The sequence below is a fragment of the Lysinibacillus sp. FSL M8-0216 genome (assembly GCF_038595555.1).
GTDB classification, from domain to species: Bacteria; Bacillota; Bacilli; order Bacillales_A; family Planococcaceae; genus Lysinibacillus; species Lysinibacillus fusiformis.
Genome location: NZ_CP152007.1, coordinates 400,026 through 418,020 on the forward strand (window position 1 = coordinate 400,026; position 17,995 = coordinate 418,020).

The 17,995-nt window shown below is 37.9% G+C and carries 14 protein-coding genes; 8 read left to right on the top strand and 6 right to left on the bottom strand.

The window, feature by feature from the left end; all coding sequences use genetic code 11:
• Positions 1-10 precede the first annotated feature (10 nt).
• Positions 11-487 carry a threonine/serine exporter family protein gene (locus MKX57_RS01940; protein WP_089985955.1) on the top strand — a complete coding sequence of 159 codons (477 nt, stop codon included), beginning with the start codon at positions 11-13 and terminating at the stop codon, positions 485-487.
• A gap of 45 nt (positions 488-532) precedes the next feature.
• Here MKX57_RS01940 and MKX57_RS01945 read toward each other — a convergent pair whose 3' ends face one another.
• Positions 533-2,557 (bottom strand): EAL domain-containing protein, encoded by a 2,025-nt coding sequence (locus tag MKX57_RS01945; RefSeq protein ID WP_089985956.1) that lies wholly within the window; start codon positions 2,555-2,557, stop codon positions 533-535.
• Positions 2,558-2,743: 186 nt separating this feature from the next.
• On the opposite strand from MKX57_RS01945, the gene MKX57_RS01950 reads away from it, so the two are divergent.
• From MKX57_RS01950 to MKX57_RS01965, 4 genes are all read left to right on the top strand, one after another.
• The gene (locus tag MKX57_RS01950) at positions 2,744-3,637 is read left to right on the top strand and encodes a DMT family transporter (RefSeq protein ID WP_089985957.1); all 894 of its coding nucleotides are present in this window, start codon (positions 2,744-2,746) and stop codon (positions 3,635-3,637) included.
• Positions 3,638-3,703: 66 nt separating this feature from the next.
• Positions 3,704-5,425, top strand: coding sequence for an ABC transporter ATP-binding protein (locus tag MKX57_RS01955; RefSeq protein WP_008176177.1), 1,722 nt, complete (start codon positions 3,704-3,706; stop codon positions 5,423-5,425).
• A complete protein-coding gene (locus tag MKX57_RS01960; protein ID WP_342550708.1) occupies positions 5,425-7,257 on the top strand; it encodes an ABC transporter ATP-binding protein in 1,833 nt (610 codons plus the stop codon). Before MKX57_RS01955 ends, MKX57_RS01960 begins: the two co-directional genes overlap by 1 nt.
• 368 nt (positions 7,258-7,625) lie before the next feature.
• Positions 7,626-8,492, top strand: coding sequence for a GNAT family N-acetyltransferase (locus MKX57_RS01965; RefSeq protein ID WP_008176173.1), 867 nt, complete (start codon positions 7,626-7,628; stop codon positions 8,490-8,492).
• A 256-nt stretch (positions 8,493-8,748) separates the two neighbouring features.
• Here the strand turns inward: MKX57_RS01965 and helD are convergent, their stop codons facing one another.
• The gene (helD, locus tag MKX57_RS01970; RefSeq protein WP_107921716.1) at positions 8,749-10,977 is read right to left on the bottom strand and encodes an RNA polymerase recycling motor HelD; all 2,229 of its coding nucleotides are present in this window, start codon (positions 10,975-10,977) and stop codon (positions 8,749-8,751) included.
• A 152-nt stretch (positions 10,978-11,129) separates the two neighbouring features.
• Here helD and MKX57_RS01975 point away from each other — a divergent pair, with 152 nt between their 5' ends.
• Positions 11,130-11,846 carry a glycerophosphodiester phosphodiesterase gene (locus MKX57_RS01975; protein ID WP_089985959.1) on the top strand — a complete coding sequence of 239 codons (717 nt, stop codon included), beginning with the start codon at positions 11,130-11,132 and terminating at the stop codon, positions 11,844-11,846.
• 83 nt (positions 11,847-11,929) lie between these two features.
• Here the strand turns inward: MKX57_RS01975 and MKX57_RS01980 are convergent, their stop codons facing one another.
• Complete coding sequence (locus tag MKX57_RS01980; protein WP_036127564.1) at positions 11,930-12,952, bottom strand: DUF2804 domain-containing protein; 1,023 nt, start codon at positions 12,950-12,952, stop codon at positions 11,930-11,932.
• Between the two features lie 182 nt (positions 12,953-13,134).
• Between MKX57_RS01980 and MKX57_RS01985 the strand changes: the two genes are divergently transcribed.
• Entirely contained in the window at positions 13,135-13,629 is a 495-nt protein-coding gene (locus MKX57_RS01985) for an amidase domain-containing protein (RefSeq protein ID WP_008176165.1), read from the top strand.
• A gap of 94 nt (positions 13,630-13,723) precedes the next feature.
• The gene (locus MKX57_RS01990; protein WP_008176164.1) at positions 13,724-14,296 is read left to right on the top strand and encodes a nitroreductase; all 573 of its coding nucleotides are present in this window, start codon (positions 13,724-13,726) and stop codon (positions 14,294-14,296) included.
• Positions 14,297-14,362: 66 nt separating this feature from the next.
• Here the strand turns inward: MKX57_RS01990 and MKX57_RS01995 are convergent, their stop codons facing one another.
• The 3 genes from MKX57_RS01995 to MKX57_RS02005 all read right to left on the bottom strand — a co-directional run bounded on the left by MKX57_RS01995 (position 14,363) and on the right by MKX57_RS02005 (position 17,985).
• Complete coding sequence (locus MKX57_RS01995; RefSeq protein WP_089985960.1) at positions 14,363-15,745, bottom strand: dipeptidase; 1,383 nt, start codon at positions 15,743-15,745, stop codon at positions 14,363-14,365.
• A gap of 278 nt (positions 15,746-16,023) precedes the next feature.
• Positions 16,024-16,950: a serine O-acetyltransferase EpsC gene (epsC, locus tag MKX57_RS02000; protein WP_008176160.1), complete on the bottom strand. Its 927-nt coding sequence runs from the start codon at positions 16,948-16,950 to the stop codon at positions 16,024-16,026.
• A 291-nt stretch (positions 16,951-17,241) separates the two neighbouring features.
• Entirely contained in the window at positions 17,242-17,985 is a 744-nt protein-coding gene (locus tag MKX57_RS02005; RefSeq protein WP_036222705.1) for a glucose 1-dehydrogenase, read from the bottom strand.
• Positions 17,986-17,995 lie beyond the last annotated feature (10 nt).

A 17,995-nucleotide genomic window follows, 5' to 3' on the forward strand; every position in this document is an offset into this window, starting at 1 on the left:
GGCGACTAGCATGCACACAATGGACATTATCATACAATTAATTGTTAGTTTTTTTGCTACAGCTGGGATTGCCATCATTTTTAATGTACCTAGAAAGACGCTACTTCATTGTGGTCTTGTTGGGGTAATTGGCTGGATTATTTATTATATTTTAACAGAGCAAGGAATGGATGTTGTTAAAGCCTCTTTCTTTGGTTCGTTTGTCATTGCCATCGTGGCTCATCTATATGCGCGTCGATTTAAAATACCGATGATTATTTTTATTGTTGGTGGAATCATTCCGTTAGTGCCAGGAGGCATGGCCTATAATGCCATGAGAAATGTTGTAGAGGATGATTATTTACAAGGCTTACAATATGGTTTAAAGGCATTTTTAATAACAGGGGCAATTGTTATTGGACTTGTCTTTGCAGAAGTAATTATTCAACTCATTTTCCGTTCAGTCCGTTCAAGTAAGGTGAAATTCCAAAAGGTCTATAAAAAATAAAAATAGGAGGCTGCATGTATGCTACGCAGCCTCCTATTTATTGTATTATTTTTTTACAAGCAATGCTTCGATTTCATCTGATGTTACAGGCTTACTAATATAGTAGCCTTGAATAGCATCGCAACCATAAGTAATTAACAAATCAGCCTGTTCCGCCGTTTCGACACCTTCAGCTACTACTTTAAGTTCCATGGATTTACCTAGCTGTACCATACCGTTCATAAGCTTTTGGCTCTTTTCGGATTTTAACAGAGAATTAGTAAATGTTTTATCGATTTTTACTGTATCTATTGGTAAAATTTGCATATATCTAAATGATCCATAGCCCGTACCGAAATCATCTAATATAAAGGAAATGCCTTCGTTTTCTAATTTGCGCATTTGCTGAGCAATAGATGTTGCAGCTTCTGCCTCTAACGCGAATTTTTCAGTGATTTCAATTTGCAGGAGGTTTGCTGGACAGCCTGTTTTAGCAATCATTTCAAGAATGGACTTAGCCATATTTTTATCACGGAACTCTCGTACAGAAGAGTTGATGGATACTTTTAAATCATGGCCAGCTTTTTTCCAAATTAACGCCTGTTCACACGCTCTCTCTAGCATAAAGGAACCGATATTATTAATTAGTCCTGTTTCTTCCGCAATTGGAATTAATTCATCAGGTGAAACCACACCAATCACTTCATCTTCCCAACGTACAAGTGCCTCAACAGCTGTAATTTTTCCAGAATAAACATCGATTTGTGGCTGATATAGGACCTTTAAATTCTTTTGATCAAGCGCTTGTAGTAATCGCTTTTCAATTAACGCTTTTCGATTTAAAGCTTTATGTGTCGCTGTTGATAGTGACACAATTTTATCTCCCCCAGCTTCACGCACAGTTGAAATAGTAGCAATAGACGCTTTCATAAGCTGAGAAAATGTTGTTTGATCTTCAGGATATCTAGTGATACCACCACTAATAGAGATTGGCACAGCAATATTGCCACTGTAAATAGGGTGCTGTTGTAAGTATGATAAAAAGCCTTGAATAAACCATTCACTTAAAGGTGTGATGACTACAAAATCATTTTCATTGATACGTGCCATCGTGCTATCTTGGAAATACATCTTAATACGATTTGTAAATTCAATAATTAGGCTTTGATCGATTTGTTGATCGTGTAGTTCTTTTAAAGTATAAAATTTATCAATACTTAAATAAACAAATGAAAAGTGTCTGTCATCCTCAATCATATTGCTAATGACCTTTTCAAGTCGGTGGGCATTCATCAGCCCAGTTTCCGTGTCGATATAAGCTATTTTCTCAAGTTGGTGTTGGATAGTTTTTGATTTAGTAATATCCTTTTCAATTAAGAAAAATTGTTGTTCACCTGTTTCCAGATTAAAGGTTGGGATAGCCGTTAGTAATACCCAATAGGATTGTCCCGCTTTGGTGATTTTTTCAACTTCACCTTGCCATGTGTGCCCGTTGTTTAAATTACGCCAGATAATATTTGTCACTTTTTCACTACGATCATTATCTGGGAACAACTGCCAAAATGTTTTGCCGATAACACGCTTTGGCGTCCATTGGCTTGTTTTTAGAAATTCATTATTACATTCTAAGATGAAACCATCGTGGTCAAGTGTTACAGTCATAAATGTAGCATTCAATCCTTGTTTAAGGTCTACAAATGTACTGCAATGAGAGACGGCATTAGTCATTAATTCTGGCAGCATAAAAATCATGAGAATCAAACGTTCTCCTTGCTCTGTATAAGGTTTAGCAAGCAGTGCTGTCGACATTTCTGTTTTTAAAGAGGTGTGAATTTGAATTTTTTCTATATACGTACTTTCCTCGCTTTGGAGGATAGCTTGAAAAGTTTCTCCAGGAAGCTGACGTAGTAGATTTTCGTGTATAGATGGAGTAGTATTTCCTGTAATATCATTAGTTGATAAACCAATCAGATGTTCAGCGCTCTTTCCCCAGATAGTGGCTTGTCCATCTTGATTTAAGATAATTGCAGGAAAAGGAAGTGAATTTAAATAATGTTCATCAATCGTAAATGATTTATGCATATGACTCATGAGTTTTCGATCTCCTTGGGTAATCAATATATACTAATATTATAGATAATTATATGGAATTAGTCATTATGAATATATTTGTAAATATTTGATAATGAAAAGAATTAGGACTTTTCTAATGATATTTAAGAAAAGATTTGAAGAAAAGTAACATTTTTTAGTACGTATATAGGAAGCAGGATTGGTATGCAACGTTTAAAAGGAATAATATTTATCGTTTCGGGTGCTATGTTATGGGGAGCGACTGGCCCCTTGATGGAGTGGTTACTGAACCATACATCATTGACTGTTTCCTTTATGTTAACAATCCGTTTATCGGTTGCAGGTATGATACTAATTACATATTTACTGTTAACGGGAAAAAATATTTTTGGTATTTGGCAGCACAAACTATGGGGTAGACAGCTCATTGTCTTTGGTATTGTAGGTATGCTAGGTGTTCAATTTGCATTTGTAGCAGCGATTCATGAAAGTAATGCAGTGCTAGCGACCTTACTCCAGTTTCTAGCGCCAATATTTGTTGTGGCATATGTCTCTCTTAGTTTAAAGAAATGGCCACCAAAATATCAAGTAATAGGAATTATTGGTACCCTTATGGGGTTATTTCTACTACTAACGAACGCATCATTTGAAAGTTTGCTTATTAGTCCAAAAGCATTGCTATGGGGTGTAGCAGTAGGTTTAACCTTTGCTTTTTACACATTATATCCTGCGCGTTTAATGAGAGAGTGGAATGTGTTGTTAGTAGTTGGCTGGGGGATGCTAATAGGTGGGCTCACATTAGGTATAGTGAGTCGGGTATGGCTGTCTAACCAATGGGTCGTTTTTACTGATTTTAAAACACTACTTTTAATGGTTGCTTTAATATTTTTTGGAACAGTCGCTTTCATATTGTTTTTAAGTAGTATGAAATATATAACAGCTGTAGAGACGAGTATCCTCTCCAGCATTGAACCATTAACGGCTATGATTATTTCAGTTATTGTCTTTGGTACTTCTTTAGGATTCTGGCAATTAGTAGGGGTATTCGTTATGCTTGTGTGTGTAACATGGCTTTCAATCGCAGGTGAGAAAGCATAAATATACTATTGTGGTAGTAATTTTTAACTAGCTATAAATTTCATCTTAGGACAAGGGGGAAAGAATGTGAAAGAAATTTTTTCCTATGTAAGACCTTATAAATGGACAGCTATTTTTGCTTTATGTTTAATGTTGTTAGAGTTGTTTGTAGAGCTTGTACAGCCACTTATTATGGCCAAAATCATTGATGACGGGGTAAGAGCTCAAAATCACGAAATGATTATGCAATGGGGTGCTGTTTTACTCGTACTTTCATTTGTTGCCTTTATGGCGGGTATCGTAAATTCTTACTTTTCATCTCATACTGCTCAAAGCTTTTCTTATGATCTACGAAATGCCATGTTTGATAAAATCCAATCCTTTACACTGGCAACCTATCAAAAATTTTCTACGGCATCTCTCATTACGAGATTAACGAATGATGTCACACAAGTGCAAACGGTGCTGTTTATGAGCTTACGTATTATGCTTCGGGCACCTCTTGCTGTGATAGGAAGCATAGTAATGGCTTTTATTGTGAATGCAAAATTAGCCTTATTTTTAGTCATAGGTGCACCTATCATTTTAATTTTCCTTATTTTTATGGTCGCAAAGGGCGTATCTTATTTTGGACGGGTGCAGAAAAGAGTCGACCGTTTAAATAGGGTTTTGCAGGAGAATTTACAGGCCATACGTTTAGTAAAAGCATACTTACGGGGGACATATGAGGCTTCACGCTTTGATGAAGTTGCATCTCGTTTGAAATTCGATACTGTCAAGGCTTTACGCATAATGGAGTACATTATGCCAGCTCTTTTATTCATTATGAATATGAGTCTGCTCGCCGTCCTATGGTTTGGTACAAAACAAGTTGCGGCAGGGACAACACCACTTGGAGATATTGTAGCGATTGTTAACTATGCGATGCGTATGACAGGCTCGTTTTCAATGTTCGCTTTTATTATTATTTTTTATGCGCGTGCAAAGGCTTCAGCTGAGCGTATGGCAGAAGTTCTTTCTACAGAAAATGAGGTTGAAGATGTTTCATTTTCAGAGGAAATCAGCCGTGGTAAACATTATGGTGAATTAACGTTTGAACATGTTAGTTTTACGTATCCAGGCGGAGAGGTGTCAGTCCTATCAGACGTCAATTTCCAAGTTAAATCGGGTGAAAAATTAGCGATTATGGGGGCAACCGGTGCTGGTAAATCCACTTTATTACAGCTTATTCCGCGTTTTTATGAAGTAACAGAAGGAAGAATACTAGTAGAAGGACAGGATGTTCAACAGTGGGATTTACAAGAATTACGTGAAGTCATTGGGTATGTCCCTCAGCAGTCCTTATTATTTACAGGCAGTATTGCAGATAATGTGCGTTGGGGAGATACGCATGCTGAAATGGACGCTGTACTACAGGCTACGATGCAGGCTCAAATACATGCATCCGTTGAGGATTTTCCAAATGGTTATGATACAAAGGTTGGGCAAAAAGGGGTCAACTTATCAGGAGGGCAAAAACAAAGGCTATCCATTGCGAGAGCACTCTTGAGAAAGGGACATATATTAATGCTCGATGATAGTACAAGTGCATTGGATGTTAAAACAGAACAGGCACTTTGGGAGGCACTGAGCGAAGAACATGCTACGATGCTTGTGGTCACGCAAAAAATTCGTACCGCTAAAGGTGCAGACCGTATTTTACTGATTGATGCTGGAAAAGTAGTTGCCTATGGAACCCATGAAGAGCTTTTACAATGTTCCTCACTTTATAAAAAAATTGCAGTCTCTCAACAGGAGGTGGAGGAATAATGGGATTTTTCCAAAAACCTTTTGGCTATGAGCCGATTTTGACTAAAGATGATCTTCAGCAGGCTGTGAAGAAAAAGAAAGGGCCACGAGCAAGTGATTGGAAAAGTACATTGCTACGGTTATGGAAAATTGTCGATGAGCAACGAGCACTCCTAATTGTAGTTCTTTTACTAGTGATGACTAGTTCAATTTTGGCTTTGATAGGTCCCTATGTAATTGGACAAATGATTGATCACTATGTTATGCATGGAGAGCTAGCTGGCTTAGGCAAGGGGATTGTCTTATTGATCTGCATTTATTTGTTGCTGGCCGTCTCCCTGTTCCTACAAAATTATTGGATGATTGGTATTGCTCAGCAAACGATTTATAGGCTAAGAACAACTGTATTTGGTCATTTTCAACGACTGCCGATTGCCTTCTTTGATCGTCGTCAGCATGGCGAATTAATGAGCCGTATGACGAATGATATAGAAGCTGTCAGCTCAACGCTGAATAGCTCCTTTATTCAGGTGTTTTCAAGTGTACTAACGCTTGGAGGAACGATTATTATTATGCTGAGCTTAAGTCCATTACTAACCATTTTAACTATGTCCATTATTCCCATTATGTTTTGGGCAATGCGTTGGATTACACGTCGAACTGCTCCTTTATTTAAGGAGCAACAAGCAGCTATTGGGGCTCTGAACGGCATGATAGAAGAAACCATATCTGGACAGCGCATTGTGAAGGCTTTTTCCCAAGAGGAACGAATGAAGGCAGAGTTTCAGGAAAAAAGCTTGCGGTTAAGAAGAACGGGATTTTGGGCACAGACATATTCTGGCTATATTCCAAAGGTCATGAACTTTTTAAATAATATGAGCTTTACTATTGTCGCGGGTATCGGGGGCTTACTTGCTTTGTATGGGCATGTGTCAATAGGGGTTATCGTTATATTTACAGAATATGCTCGGCAATTTACACGCCCATTAAATGATTTAGCCAACCAATTTAATACAGTGCTATCAGCTATTGCTGGTGCTGAGAGAGTATTTGCGTTACTGGACGAACAACCAGAAGGAGAATCTACCTCAGCGAAAAAACATCAGCTATTGGGACATGTAGCTTTTAAGCAGGTGTATTTTAAATATGAACAAGACCAGGAATCTTACACATTAAAAAATGTTGATTTTAAAGTGGAGCCTGGGCAGACGGTAGCGCTTGTAGGAGCTACAGGAGCAGGGAAAACGACAATCCTTCAGCTTATTGCAAGATTCTATGAAGTGACAAAGGGCGAAGTGTTATTTGATGGCATTAATGTTCAGGAAATTGATCGTCCATCCTTGCGTTCCCAAATGGCTTTTGTATTGCAGGATCCATTTTTATTTGAGGCAACGGTTCGTGAAAATATTCGATATGGTCAATTAGATGCAAGTGATGCTGATATTGAGGAAGCAGCAAAGCGTGCTAATGCACATGATTTTATCATGAAGCTTAAGGATGGATACGATACGATTCTTGCTGCAGATGGACGAGAAATTTCACAAGGCCAAAAACAATTACTATCAATAGCACGTGCACTTATTGCGGACCCGAAAATTTTATTGTTAGATGAAGCGACAAGCAGTATCGACACAGTAACAGAAATGGCGATTCAAGAGGCACTTGATACATTAATGCAAGGCCGCACTAGCTTTGTTATTGCACATCGATTAAATACAGTGCATAATGCAGACATGGTGTTAGTTATGCATAAAGGTGAGCTAGTGGAAGCTGGTCCACAGCAAAAACTAATTGAATCGGGCGGTTTATATGCTCAAATGCTTCATTCATCCTCCCATCATTTAGAAGAATAGCCATTGACAACTATGAAAAGAGTAATTTCATTTGAAATTACTCTTTTTTTAATCATATTAACAAATGTAATTAATTTGAATAAATAGTATAATTAATATAAATAAGTAGGGAATAGTATATAGTTTGAAAGTAACTAAATGAAAAGAGTTAATAGTGACAATTTTATGAGTTTGTTAGGTTATTATATATCTAGAATTCATAGTAAATTTTAGTCGTTTTCGTGAACTTTTATAGTAAAAATCCTTTTATTATTGGATTATTTGAAGTAAAATTCTGATTAATAGATGGTGATAATATATTTAGTTGCCAGCTTATTTTCATTCTTGCTACAATAGGGCAATAGTCTGATACAGGAACGGAGTAAACAATGAATATTTCAGTGATGACAGTGTCTTTCCCATTGGATGGAGAAACATTGAAGGAAGTAAAATTATTATGTGAAGAAGCGACAATTCATGATTATCGAGTATACGAAACTATTTTGAATGTGCCAATGGCTAGCTCTTTTGAATCTAAGGGCTTTATGGTATTGGCGTATGAGGATGATCAGGATTTGTTAGTTGGTGTTGCAAGTGCCATTGATTTGATGGGACTCCATACGTATGAGTGGTCACTAGTGGTGACACCTGCATATCGCCAAAAGGGGATTGGGACTGCATTAGTTGAAGGCATACAAGTTGGGCTAAAAGAGCGAGGGGCAGAGGGTCAGTTAGCTGTTGTTATTGATGGTTCCCCACATGGACACACATTTATTGAAAATAAAAATTATGTTTACAGCTTTTCAGAAGCAACCTTAGAAACAAAGGCGGAACCTGTAGCATTACGAAGCGATATTACTATTCTTCCCTATAATGGCGAACAGGCTGAGCTAATTGCTATTTATAGTGAAGCATTTGGTGATTTACCAGAAGAATCAACAGAGCTCATCGCCTTTAATACGTCCACTAATGGAAGAAAGCTATGGATTGCTTATCGAGATGGAGGAGTTGTTGGCACGGTGACGACAGCTCAGGAAAATGAAATACAATGGGTAACAGCCCTTGCAGTCCACCCAAATTGTGAAGGACAAGGTATTGGGACGGCTTTATTGTCCTTTTCAAAGGATTATGCGAGTAAAACCGGTGCCACTTTCGTCATGTTAGATGTTGAAATAGACAATAAAAAAGCAATATCTGTCTATGAAAAGGCTGGCTTTATGAAGGCGCAGCAAATTGATTATTATGTAAAACAATAGCAAAAAGGGCGAGGAGTGATTTTAACTCATCGCCCTTTTTATCATAATTGCGTACTATCTTCATATAGTATTAATAAGCCTTATGAAAGGAGTCGTGATTATGCGCATGCCGGCATTGCCTAAAAAGAAGTCTCCTCCGAAGGAAGCACCTAGTTCGTGGTGGAAAGTGGTTAAGGCCTATCTATCGAAAGGAAAGTTCTATCGATTACCACCGAGAAATTGATGAGGTATAAAAAAGTCGCCTTATAGCGACTTTTTAATTTTCTAATAAAAATGTATTTTTAGAGGGACCTATTAAGTAAAGTTCATGCATTGCCCGTGTGAGTGCTACATAGAGTAGCTTTCGATCAATGGGCGTGTCGTAAAAGGGCGTATCAAACGCAGCTACTATAACCGCATCAAATTCAAGTCCTTTCGCTAGATGGCTTGGAACAACGAGCAACATTTCCTGATTAATAGAATCATTTTCAGTTAGTAGCTGTGCAGGTAGTTGGTGAGCTTTTAAATCTTTTTGCATCATCATTGCTTCAGCAGTTGTTTTGCATATTAAAGCAATGGATCGATGTCCATGTTGACGAATCGTTTCAAAAATTTCTTTAATTTGTAAGGCGTCGAATTGATCCGCTTGAATAAAGCTTGGCACGTTGCCATGACGAACAACAGGCTCCACTAACGGAAGTTGTTCATCCATTTGCGCTAAAATTTCATTAGCGACTTCCATAATTTCAATGGTTGTACGATAGCTTTTTTGCAAAGTTCGAAAGCTTGCTCGTGGGAATAAACTTTGGACAGGCTCCCAAGCAGTTAATGAACGATAGCTATGAATTCCTTGAGCTAAGTCACCAACCATTGTAAACATATCAGTATCCAAACCTGTTTTTAAAGCGGCAAGCTGAAATAGACTATAGTCTTGAACCTCATCGATAAAGACAACGCGCATTTTCCATTCATCAGGAATGCCTTTTAAGCGCGCCTGTAAATAATAAAGTGCAGCTAAATCTTCAAGTGCCCATTGTTCCTTGAGATGTGATTGTAAAAATTGCTGTTGTTCGAGATAATGCCATTCAGGAGCCAGTTCTGCTAACAGCTCTGCATTGGTGAGAAGTGAACGATAAAGAGTTTTAATATTGTGTTTGGTAAAGCGGCGCATATAAGCAGCTGCTGTTGATTTGGCTTCTTTTTCAATAGCAGGAATTCGCTCATCGCGTTCATCGATAAATTTTGTTACGACACGTCGCCGTTTTTCATCATCTCGAATACCATTTAATGCCTTTCCAAGTGCTTCATCATATTTTTTATGGAGTGTAGCTAAAACAGACTGCTTCTTCTGACGAACATGGCTAGCTAACACCTTTTTAATATGTGCCAGTCGTTTTTCGATTGGCATATAAGAAAATTCATATAAAAATAGCTTCTTAAGGTGAGAAGCCCGCATGATACAGTATCTTTCAATATAAACATCTTCAAATTGCTCTGCAATATCTTGCTCCAGTTTTCGAATATAGCGTTCGATAACATCACGATAATAAAGAGAGCCTTTCATTTCAGCAATCCAAGCAGATGGCTGAGAATTTCCTCCGGCCACAAGCGATTCTAATTGCTCATTTGGATTTTGAAGCTTTAATTTTAATTTAGTGGCGGATAGTACGTAATCGGTAAAAGTAGTTTGGCATATTTTATCGACGCCTAGTTCTGGTAAGACATCTCCAATATAATCAATAAATAACTTATTCGGTGCTAAAATCATGAGCTGCTCAGGATTAAAATGCTCACCCATTGTGTAGAGGAAATAGGATATTCGGTGTAGGGCGATGGTGGTTTTTCCACTGCCTGCTGCTCCTTGGACAATAATTGGTTGACGAAGATGTGCGCGAATAATTTCATTCTGCTCTTTTTGGATTGTCGAGACAATTTCGGTTAGACGAACATCAGCTTTACCAGCCAATGCTTCTTGTAACAGTTCATCGTTCGTAGTTAAGTCAATATCACGTATATCGAGCAAATCGCCATTTTCAATTTTATATTGTCGCTTAGCAAATAGATGTCCTTTATGAATTTCTCCGCGGACATCGTACTCCATATCACCAAGACGGCCATCATAATAGACATTCGCTACTGGTGAGCGCCAATCGACAATAATCGGCTCATGTGTTTCACGATGAAATAACGAGGTTTTTCCAATGTAAAGAAGTTCTTCAGGGTCACCTGTCTTTTGAAAATGGATTCTAGCAAAATAAGGCTTCTTTTGAACGGCTTCTAGCCCTTCCTTTTGATTACGGGCCATTTCAAAGAATCGGGCATTGGTTAAGATGTTTAAATAACTCAAACTAGAATCTAAGTAATCAAGATCTGCCATCGACTTCCGAATATTCTCTTGAGCGGATTTTAAATCTCTTTGTGACTCATTTAAAATTTGCTGCATATAACTTTGGGTATACGCTAATCGCTCTACTTCAGTCTGAAAATCTGGATGTTTTACAGTCATTTTTTAGCACCTCCTAGGTACTTACAATTTCAAAGTAGATTATCATACTACTATATATAATATTTACCATCAAGTGAAAGCTTAAAAGCTGAATATGTTACTATTACGTAGAGGATTTGAATGAATGTTAATAAAAGAGGAGGTTCATTATTTTGGATATTTTTGCACACAGAGGTGTTTCTGCAAGCTACCCGGAAAATACAATTGCTGCATTCCAAGCGGCATCTAAGCTTCCTATCGCTGGAATTGAGCTAGATGTTCATTTAACAGCAGATAAAGAGGTAGTTGTTATTCATGATGAAACCATTAACCGTACCTCCAATGGTTCAGGCTATGTAAAGGATTTTACATTACAGCAATTACGTACATTTGATTTTGGCTCATGGTACTCATTGGATTATAGTGGAGAAGTGATTCCGACATTAGGGGAAGTTTTAGAACTATTTGCAGGTACAAACCATCGCATTAACATTGAGCTAAAAACAGATGTGTTTGCCTATGAAGGGATCGAGTCATTAGTTCTAAAGGAAGTAGCTGCCCAACAAATGACAGAGAGAGTTATTATCTCTTCTTTTAATCATGAATCTTTGCAAACAGTCGCACTAATCGCACCATATATTGAAAGTGCTGCATTGTTTGCTGAAGTTTTAGTAGACTTTACGACTTATGTTGCACTTATTCCTGCTAAAGGCTTGCATGTTAGTTTGCCTACAGCGTATCGCAAATCAGTAAAACTAGCGCTCGCTGAAGGGGCAACAGTACGTGTTTATACAGTCAACGAGGAGCAGGATGCTCGATATTTACAGCAGCTTGGAATACAAGCAATATTTACTGATGACCCAGAGAAAATATTAAAAGCCCTTACTTAGAGCAATGAGAGGGGGGCGCTCGAATTCCGTGGAATGATTAATGAAGTAATGCCCACGGAACGCGGCGTCTTTTATAAGATTCTTTACCACTTTGCCTGATGCTCCTCAATGCATCCAAGCATTTGTCGAATAACTAATGTTTCACCATTGTCGAGCAAAATGGAACCGTCATAATAACCAAATAATTGATGTACTTCTGATTTTACTAGTTTTGCATTTGTATAGGCTACACGTTCAAAAAACGGAGAGAAGGTTAGTGACACTTGATGAGAGAATTTTGATTTTACTTTCCAGCGCTGCATATAATCTTCGGAATCATAATCAAACAATAAATCCTCATGTATTTTTGTCATTTTGCCATCAACGAAAACAGCATTTTCGGTCATGCCTGTGCCATCTGTCCATTTTCCTCCTAAATTAAGTCCAATTCTTCTTCCACGGACCCGTTGAGAGGCCATTCCCCAATTCCATACGGCTTCACGCGGCCAGACACCTCGACCGTAATCTAAGACAGCAAAATTTTCTTCTGCCGAGAAATTATAACGACGAGTACCAATTGTGACCACACCTGAAGTAGGGAGTGTATGATGCTTACCTGTAAATTGAAATGTTTTACGATTCCAAGGGATGACAACATTTAAGGTTTCGTCTGTAGCGGGATGCTGAATGATGAGCTTTGCACGTAAAATATCGCCATCAAAATTTGGAATAGAAACGGATAGATGTGTTTCATTTTGTACATATAGTATATCAATCATCATTTCACTATTTTTAAACGATACGGACTCTAAAACTTGTGTAGGCATTTTCAATTTGCCGCCTAAGGGAATGGTAATCGTTTTTTCGAAATAACGCTGCGTTTCATATTCAAGGAAATAGACGAAGCAGACTGCTGCATAATCTAGATGACTAATCGTAGCGGAAAATAAGATTTCATCACCGTAGACACACCAATAGTTCCATTTCTTTTTGCGCATGAGATGGCCGCTTAAATTGCTGTTGATAAGTGGTTTACGTGCAAATCCGATGGCTGCTGGATTTAAATTCCCCTTTTTATCGCATAAAAGAGTAGGCTGTAAAATTTCTTTCTCAGCATGCTGCTTCACATTTAACATCCCTTCTGGTCATAAAATAAAATCATGCATTTCTTTTAATCTTATTGTAGCAAAAATGATCTTGAAAATGGAAAGGAACATACTGATTATACCTATTTTCGACAATAATATGAGTAAGGACCTAACTAATAGAAATACTTGAAGAGACATATGATGGCATGAGGAGGGGATGTATGGCAAAGATGTATAATAGGCAAGCTGCTGTACAGTATGCCAATTTATGGTGGAATAGACGCAATCCAGCTTTTCCTAACTTTGATGTAGACTGTACAAACTATATATCTCAATGTTTATTAGCTGGTGGGGCACCAATGCGAGGGGCACCAAGTAGAGATAAGGGCTGGTGGATTCAACAAGGAAATTGGAGCTTTAGCTGGTCTGTTGCACATTCTTTAAGATGGTATTTAGAAGGCTCAACGACAGGGTTGAAGGGGACACGTGTGCAAACCGCCGAAGAGTTAGAGCTGGGGGATGTTATTTTTTATGATTTTCAAGGAAATGGGAGAATCGATCACTCTGTTATTGTTACAAGTATTCAAAACGGCATTCCTTATGTAAATGCTCATACATCAGATAGTATTAATCGACCGTATTTGTATGAAGACTCCACTGCTTTTACGCCCAGCATGACTTACTTTTTCTATCATATAGAGGATAGCTTTGCTTAAGATGAGGTAGTTTTAAAGCATATCATTTTATGATAATGTGAAGGTAGAAGAGATAAACTTAAAAGTTGTCTTGTGGTAGAAGGAGAATGGATATATGAGCGAACAATTTTTATCGGTTAGAGATGCAATTATTCAACGTCGTTCCATTAAAAAATTTAATGGTCAGCCTGTAGATCGTGATGATTTATTGGCCATTATCGACGATGCAGTTTGGGCACCCAACCACGGTAACCGTGAGCCTTGGCGTTTAGTAGTAGCCTGTGGTAAGGAATTAGAAAATCTACATCATTTATTACGCGACCTGACGATTCCAAAATGGCAAGAGCTTTTAAGTGAAGACTTGGCGAAGCAGATGTTGAAATTTACGTTACCCGGCGGCTATGCCTTTGTTATCGTACCGGAGGATGCACGTCAAAAAGAACGTTTAGAGGATTACGGAGCAGCAAGTATCTTTATTCAAAATATGCAACTGTTAGCATGGGATAGAGGGATAGGCTCTTGCTGGAAAACACCAGGCTTTTTAGATAATCCGAAGTTCCGCGAAGCCTTAAAGGTACAGCCTGGTGAACGTGTTATTGCAATGCTACAAGTCGGTTATTTTGATGAAGTACCAAAAGGGAAAGATCGTAAAAAATCGGCTGAAATAGTGACAGTTTTTGGCGAGTAATCGCCTAAAAAGCAAAGAAAATCCCCTCACTGAAGTAGGTGAGGGGATTTGTTATGGAATAGAAAATTATTTTTGTAATTCCGAAACTTCATATAAATAATCACTTAAAACGCGTAAACCTTTATCAAAGTTTTCTAAATGGAAATGCTCATTAGGTGCATGGAAGTTTTCACTAGATAAACCGAAGCCCATTAATACTACAGGAATTTCTAAAATTTCATCAAATGCAGCCACGATAGGGATAGAACCTCCACCACGTGTGTAAGCAGTAGGTACACGATAAACCTTTTCATAAGAACGTCCAGCTGCCTGAATGAATGGATGATCAAATGGTGTTAAGAATGCAGGGCCTTTATCGAACTCCGAAATGTTAATTTCCACTCCAGCAGGTTTATGCTTTTCAACGTGGGCTTTTAATAGCGCAACGATTTCGTCCGGCTCTTGATTTGGAACGAGACGGCATGTAATTTTAGCGCCTGCTTCAGCAGGTAATACCGTTTTGATGCCTTCTCCCGAGAAACCACCAAAGACCCCATTAACCTCTAATGTTGGACGAGCCCAAGTACGTTCAAGGTAGGTAAACCCTTGCTCACCAAATAGTTCTTTTACACCGACCTCTTGTTTTACTGACTCCTCATCAAAACCAAGCGCACGATAAGCTTCACGTTCTTCCTCTGTTAAAGGTAATACATTATCGTAGAAACCTTCCACTTGAATGGTGCCATGCTCGTCACGGAAGGATGCTAATATTTCAGCTAATGCGTGGATGGCATTTTGCACGCCTCCACCATAGAGACCTGAGTGTAAATCTCCTTTAGCTCCACGCACATCAATTTGAATGCCTGCTAAACCACGTAAGCCATAGCATACTGCAGGTTTACCAGGGCCATAAAGTCCAGTATCAGAAATTAAAATGAGATCCGACGCTAATTTTTCTTTATATTCCTCAACAAAGGAAGGTAGATGCGGACTACCGATTTCTTCTTCACCTTCATAAATAAATTTAACGTTCACAGGTAAAGTTCCTGTTGTTGCAAATAAAGCTTCAATCATTTTTAAGTGCATAAATACTTGCCCTTTATCATCACTAGCACCACGAGCGAATAATTTATTGTCACGAATGGTAGGATTGAACGGTTCACTCTCCCATAAATTTAGGGGATCAACAGGTTGTACATCGTAGTGACCATAAAATAATACAGTTGGTTTGCCTTCTGCATGTAACCAATCGGCATAGACAACTGGGTGACCTGCAGTTTGTGTAATTGAGATATTCTCAAGATTTAATTTTTCAAATGCATTAGCAAGCCATTGTGCAGCATGCTGGATATCTTCCTTATGCTCAGATAAAGAACTAATACTTGGAATTTGTAAAAATTCTTTCAATTCGTTTAAATGAGCCTCACGATGTTCAGCAAAATAAGCATCAATTTGCTGTAAATTAGTCATCTAGCATCCCTCTTTCTAATATATTTCGATAATAGAAATAGTATAGCATATCAAAACTAGAAAGTATTAACATGGGTTTATAAATAAATAAGCTCTAATAGGAGGACATCAACTATTTTTATAACAAGGCCAATGGTTGTGTTTGAATGTCTTTAGCTTGTAACGGACGAATATATGTAGGGAAAAATGAAAGACACTGTAAAAAAATTCTTTACAGTGTCTTTCGATAGTCGTCTATAAGTGAGGGCAATTTTTATCTTACTTAAAGAGTGTGTGTATTAAACATTTTTCGATTTACTACTACTGATGTTAGGTGTTGGTGGTGAGTTGTACACACGGGAATATGGTGGTATTGAATTCATTAGCCAAATGTTACTGCCTAGCACCGAATCGTGACCAATTGTCGTTTCGCCACCTAAAATGGTTGCACCTGCATAAATAACAACATTATCTTCAATATTCGGATGACGTTTAATTCCTTTAATTGGATTGCCATTTTCATCAAGAGGGAAGCTTAATGCCCCTAATGTTACACTTTGGTATATTTTAACATTATTGCCGATTATACATGTCTCACCGATTACGACACCTGTGCCGTGATCGATAAAGAAGGATTCACCAATTGTCGCTCCTGGGTGAATATCGATTCCTGTTAAACTATGTGCATATTCAGACATAATACGTGGGACAATTGGTACGCCCACTTCATATAATTCATGTGCAATACGGTGAATGTATACCGCAACAATTGATGGATAACTTAGTAAAATTTCTTCTGTAGAAAGGGCAGCAGGATCTCCGTTGTACGCTGCCTGAATATCTGTTTGCAAGATTTTACGAATTTTTGGGAATTGTGAAATTAAATCCATCACAATACGATCTGCATCCGCTTGACAAGTACAGTTTTCAAGATTGCTGTTGTACTCCAAATTGTAAATTAAAACTTTTTCGATAATATCACGTAAATCCAATGCCGTTTCACGCAGTTTATTACTACTTACAATATTGACGCGTGTAGTATCGATCGGCGGAGCAGTATGAATACCTGGGAACAGTACTTCATGAAAATTATCTAAGATTTTATAAATTTGATTGCGCCCAACAAAGCCAATTGAATTTTCAATATCAACATACTGTCGGTTAATATCACTTAATGAACTTGTAATTTCTGGGACCTTTTCATTTAGCCAATCATTTAAACTCATTGTAAAACACCCCTCAATTTCATAATAACTGATGTAATAAAAGTACAAAGCATTTCATGTAATAGCAACTCTTTTAGCTTTAAAATATATTAATATTTATATTATAGAAAAAATACCTGCATGTGGAGTTGCAATTAAATAATCTTATATTGTTTTACCATAAAATACGACAGCTTTTAAAGCTTACTGCTTCTTGTTATGATCTAGACCGATTTGCACTGGGAGAATTTTAATCAAATAAAAAGAGTCTGATTCCGGAACAATACCGAATTCAGACCAGTAAATTTTTTATTAGTGAGCAGTATATCCTCCATCAACAAGGAGTGTTGTACCATTAACAAAGCTTGCATCATCGCTTGCTAAGAATAAAACAGCTTTGGCAATCTCTTCTGGTTTACCAAGTCGACCTTGTGGATGAAGGGAAGCTAAATACTCTTTCTTTTGAGCGTCTACTTCAGCTAATAAAGGTGTGTCGATATAGCCAGGACATACAGCATTTACGCGAATGCCTTGTTTTGCATAAGCTGTGCAAAGGTTTTGTGTTAATAGTTTTACACCACCTTTTGCAGATGAATAGGCTGTTGGATTTGGTAAGGCAACAAAACTATGGATAGAGCCAGCATTAACAATGACGCCACCTGTGCCTTGCGCAAGGAATTGTTCGATGGCATATTTATCAGAAAGAAATACACCGGATAAATTAATATCAATGGTTCTTTTCCATTTTTCAAAAGATAACTCGTGAGCGGGTGCATCGTCAGCTACACCTGCATTCGCATACATAATATCAAGTTTTCCGTATTTATTAATAGTTTCCTTTATCATGTTTTTAATATCTTCTTCGCTTGTTACATCTGTTTTTACGAAGAGGGTATCATAACCATCGTTATTTAATTGTTCAGAGATGTTTTGTCCGCGCTCTGAAAAATCGGCAATGACTACTTGTGCACCTTCTTGGGCGAAGAGGCGAACTGTTGCCTCACCGATACCGCTAGCGCCACCTGTGACGATTGCTACTTTATCTGTTAATTTCATGTCAATGACC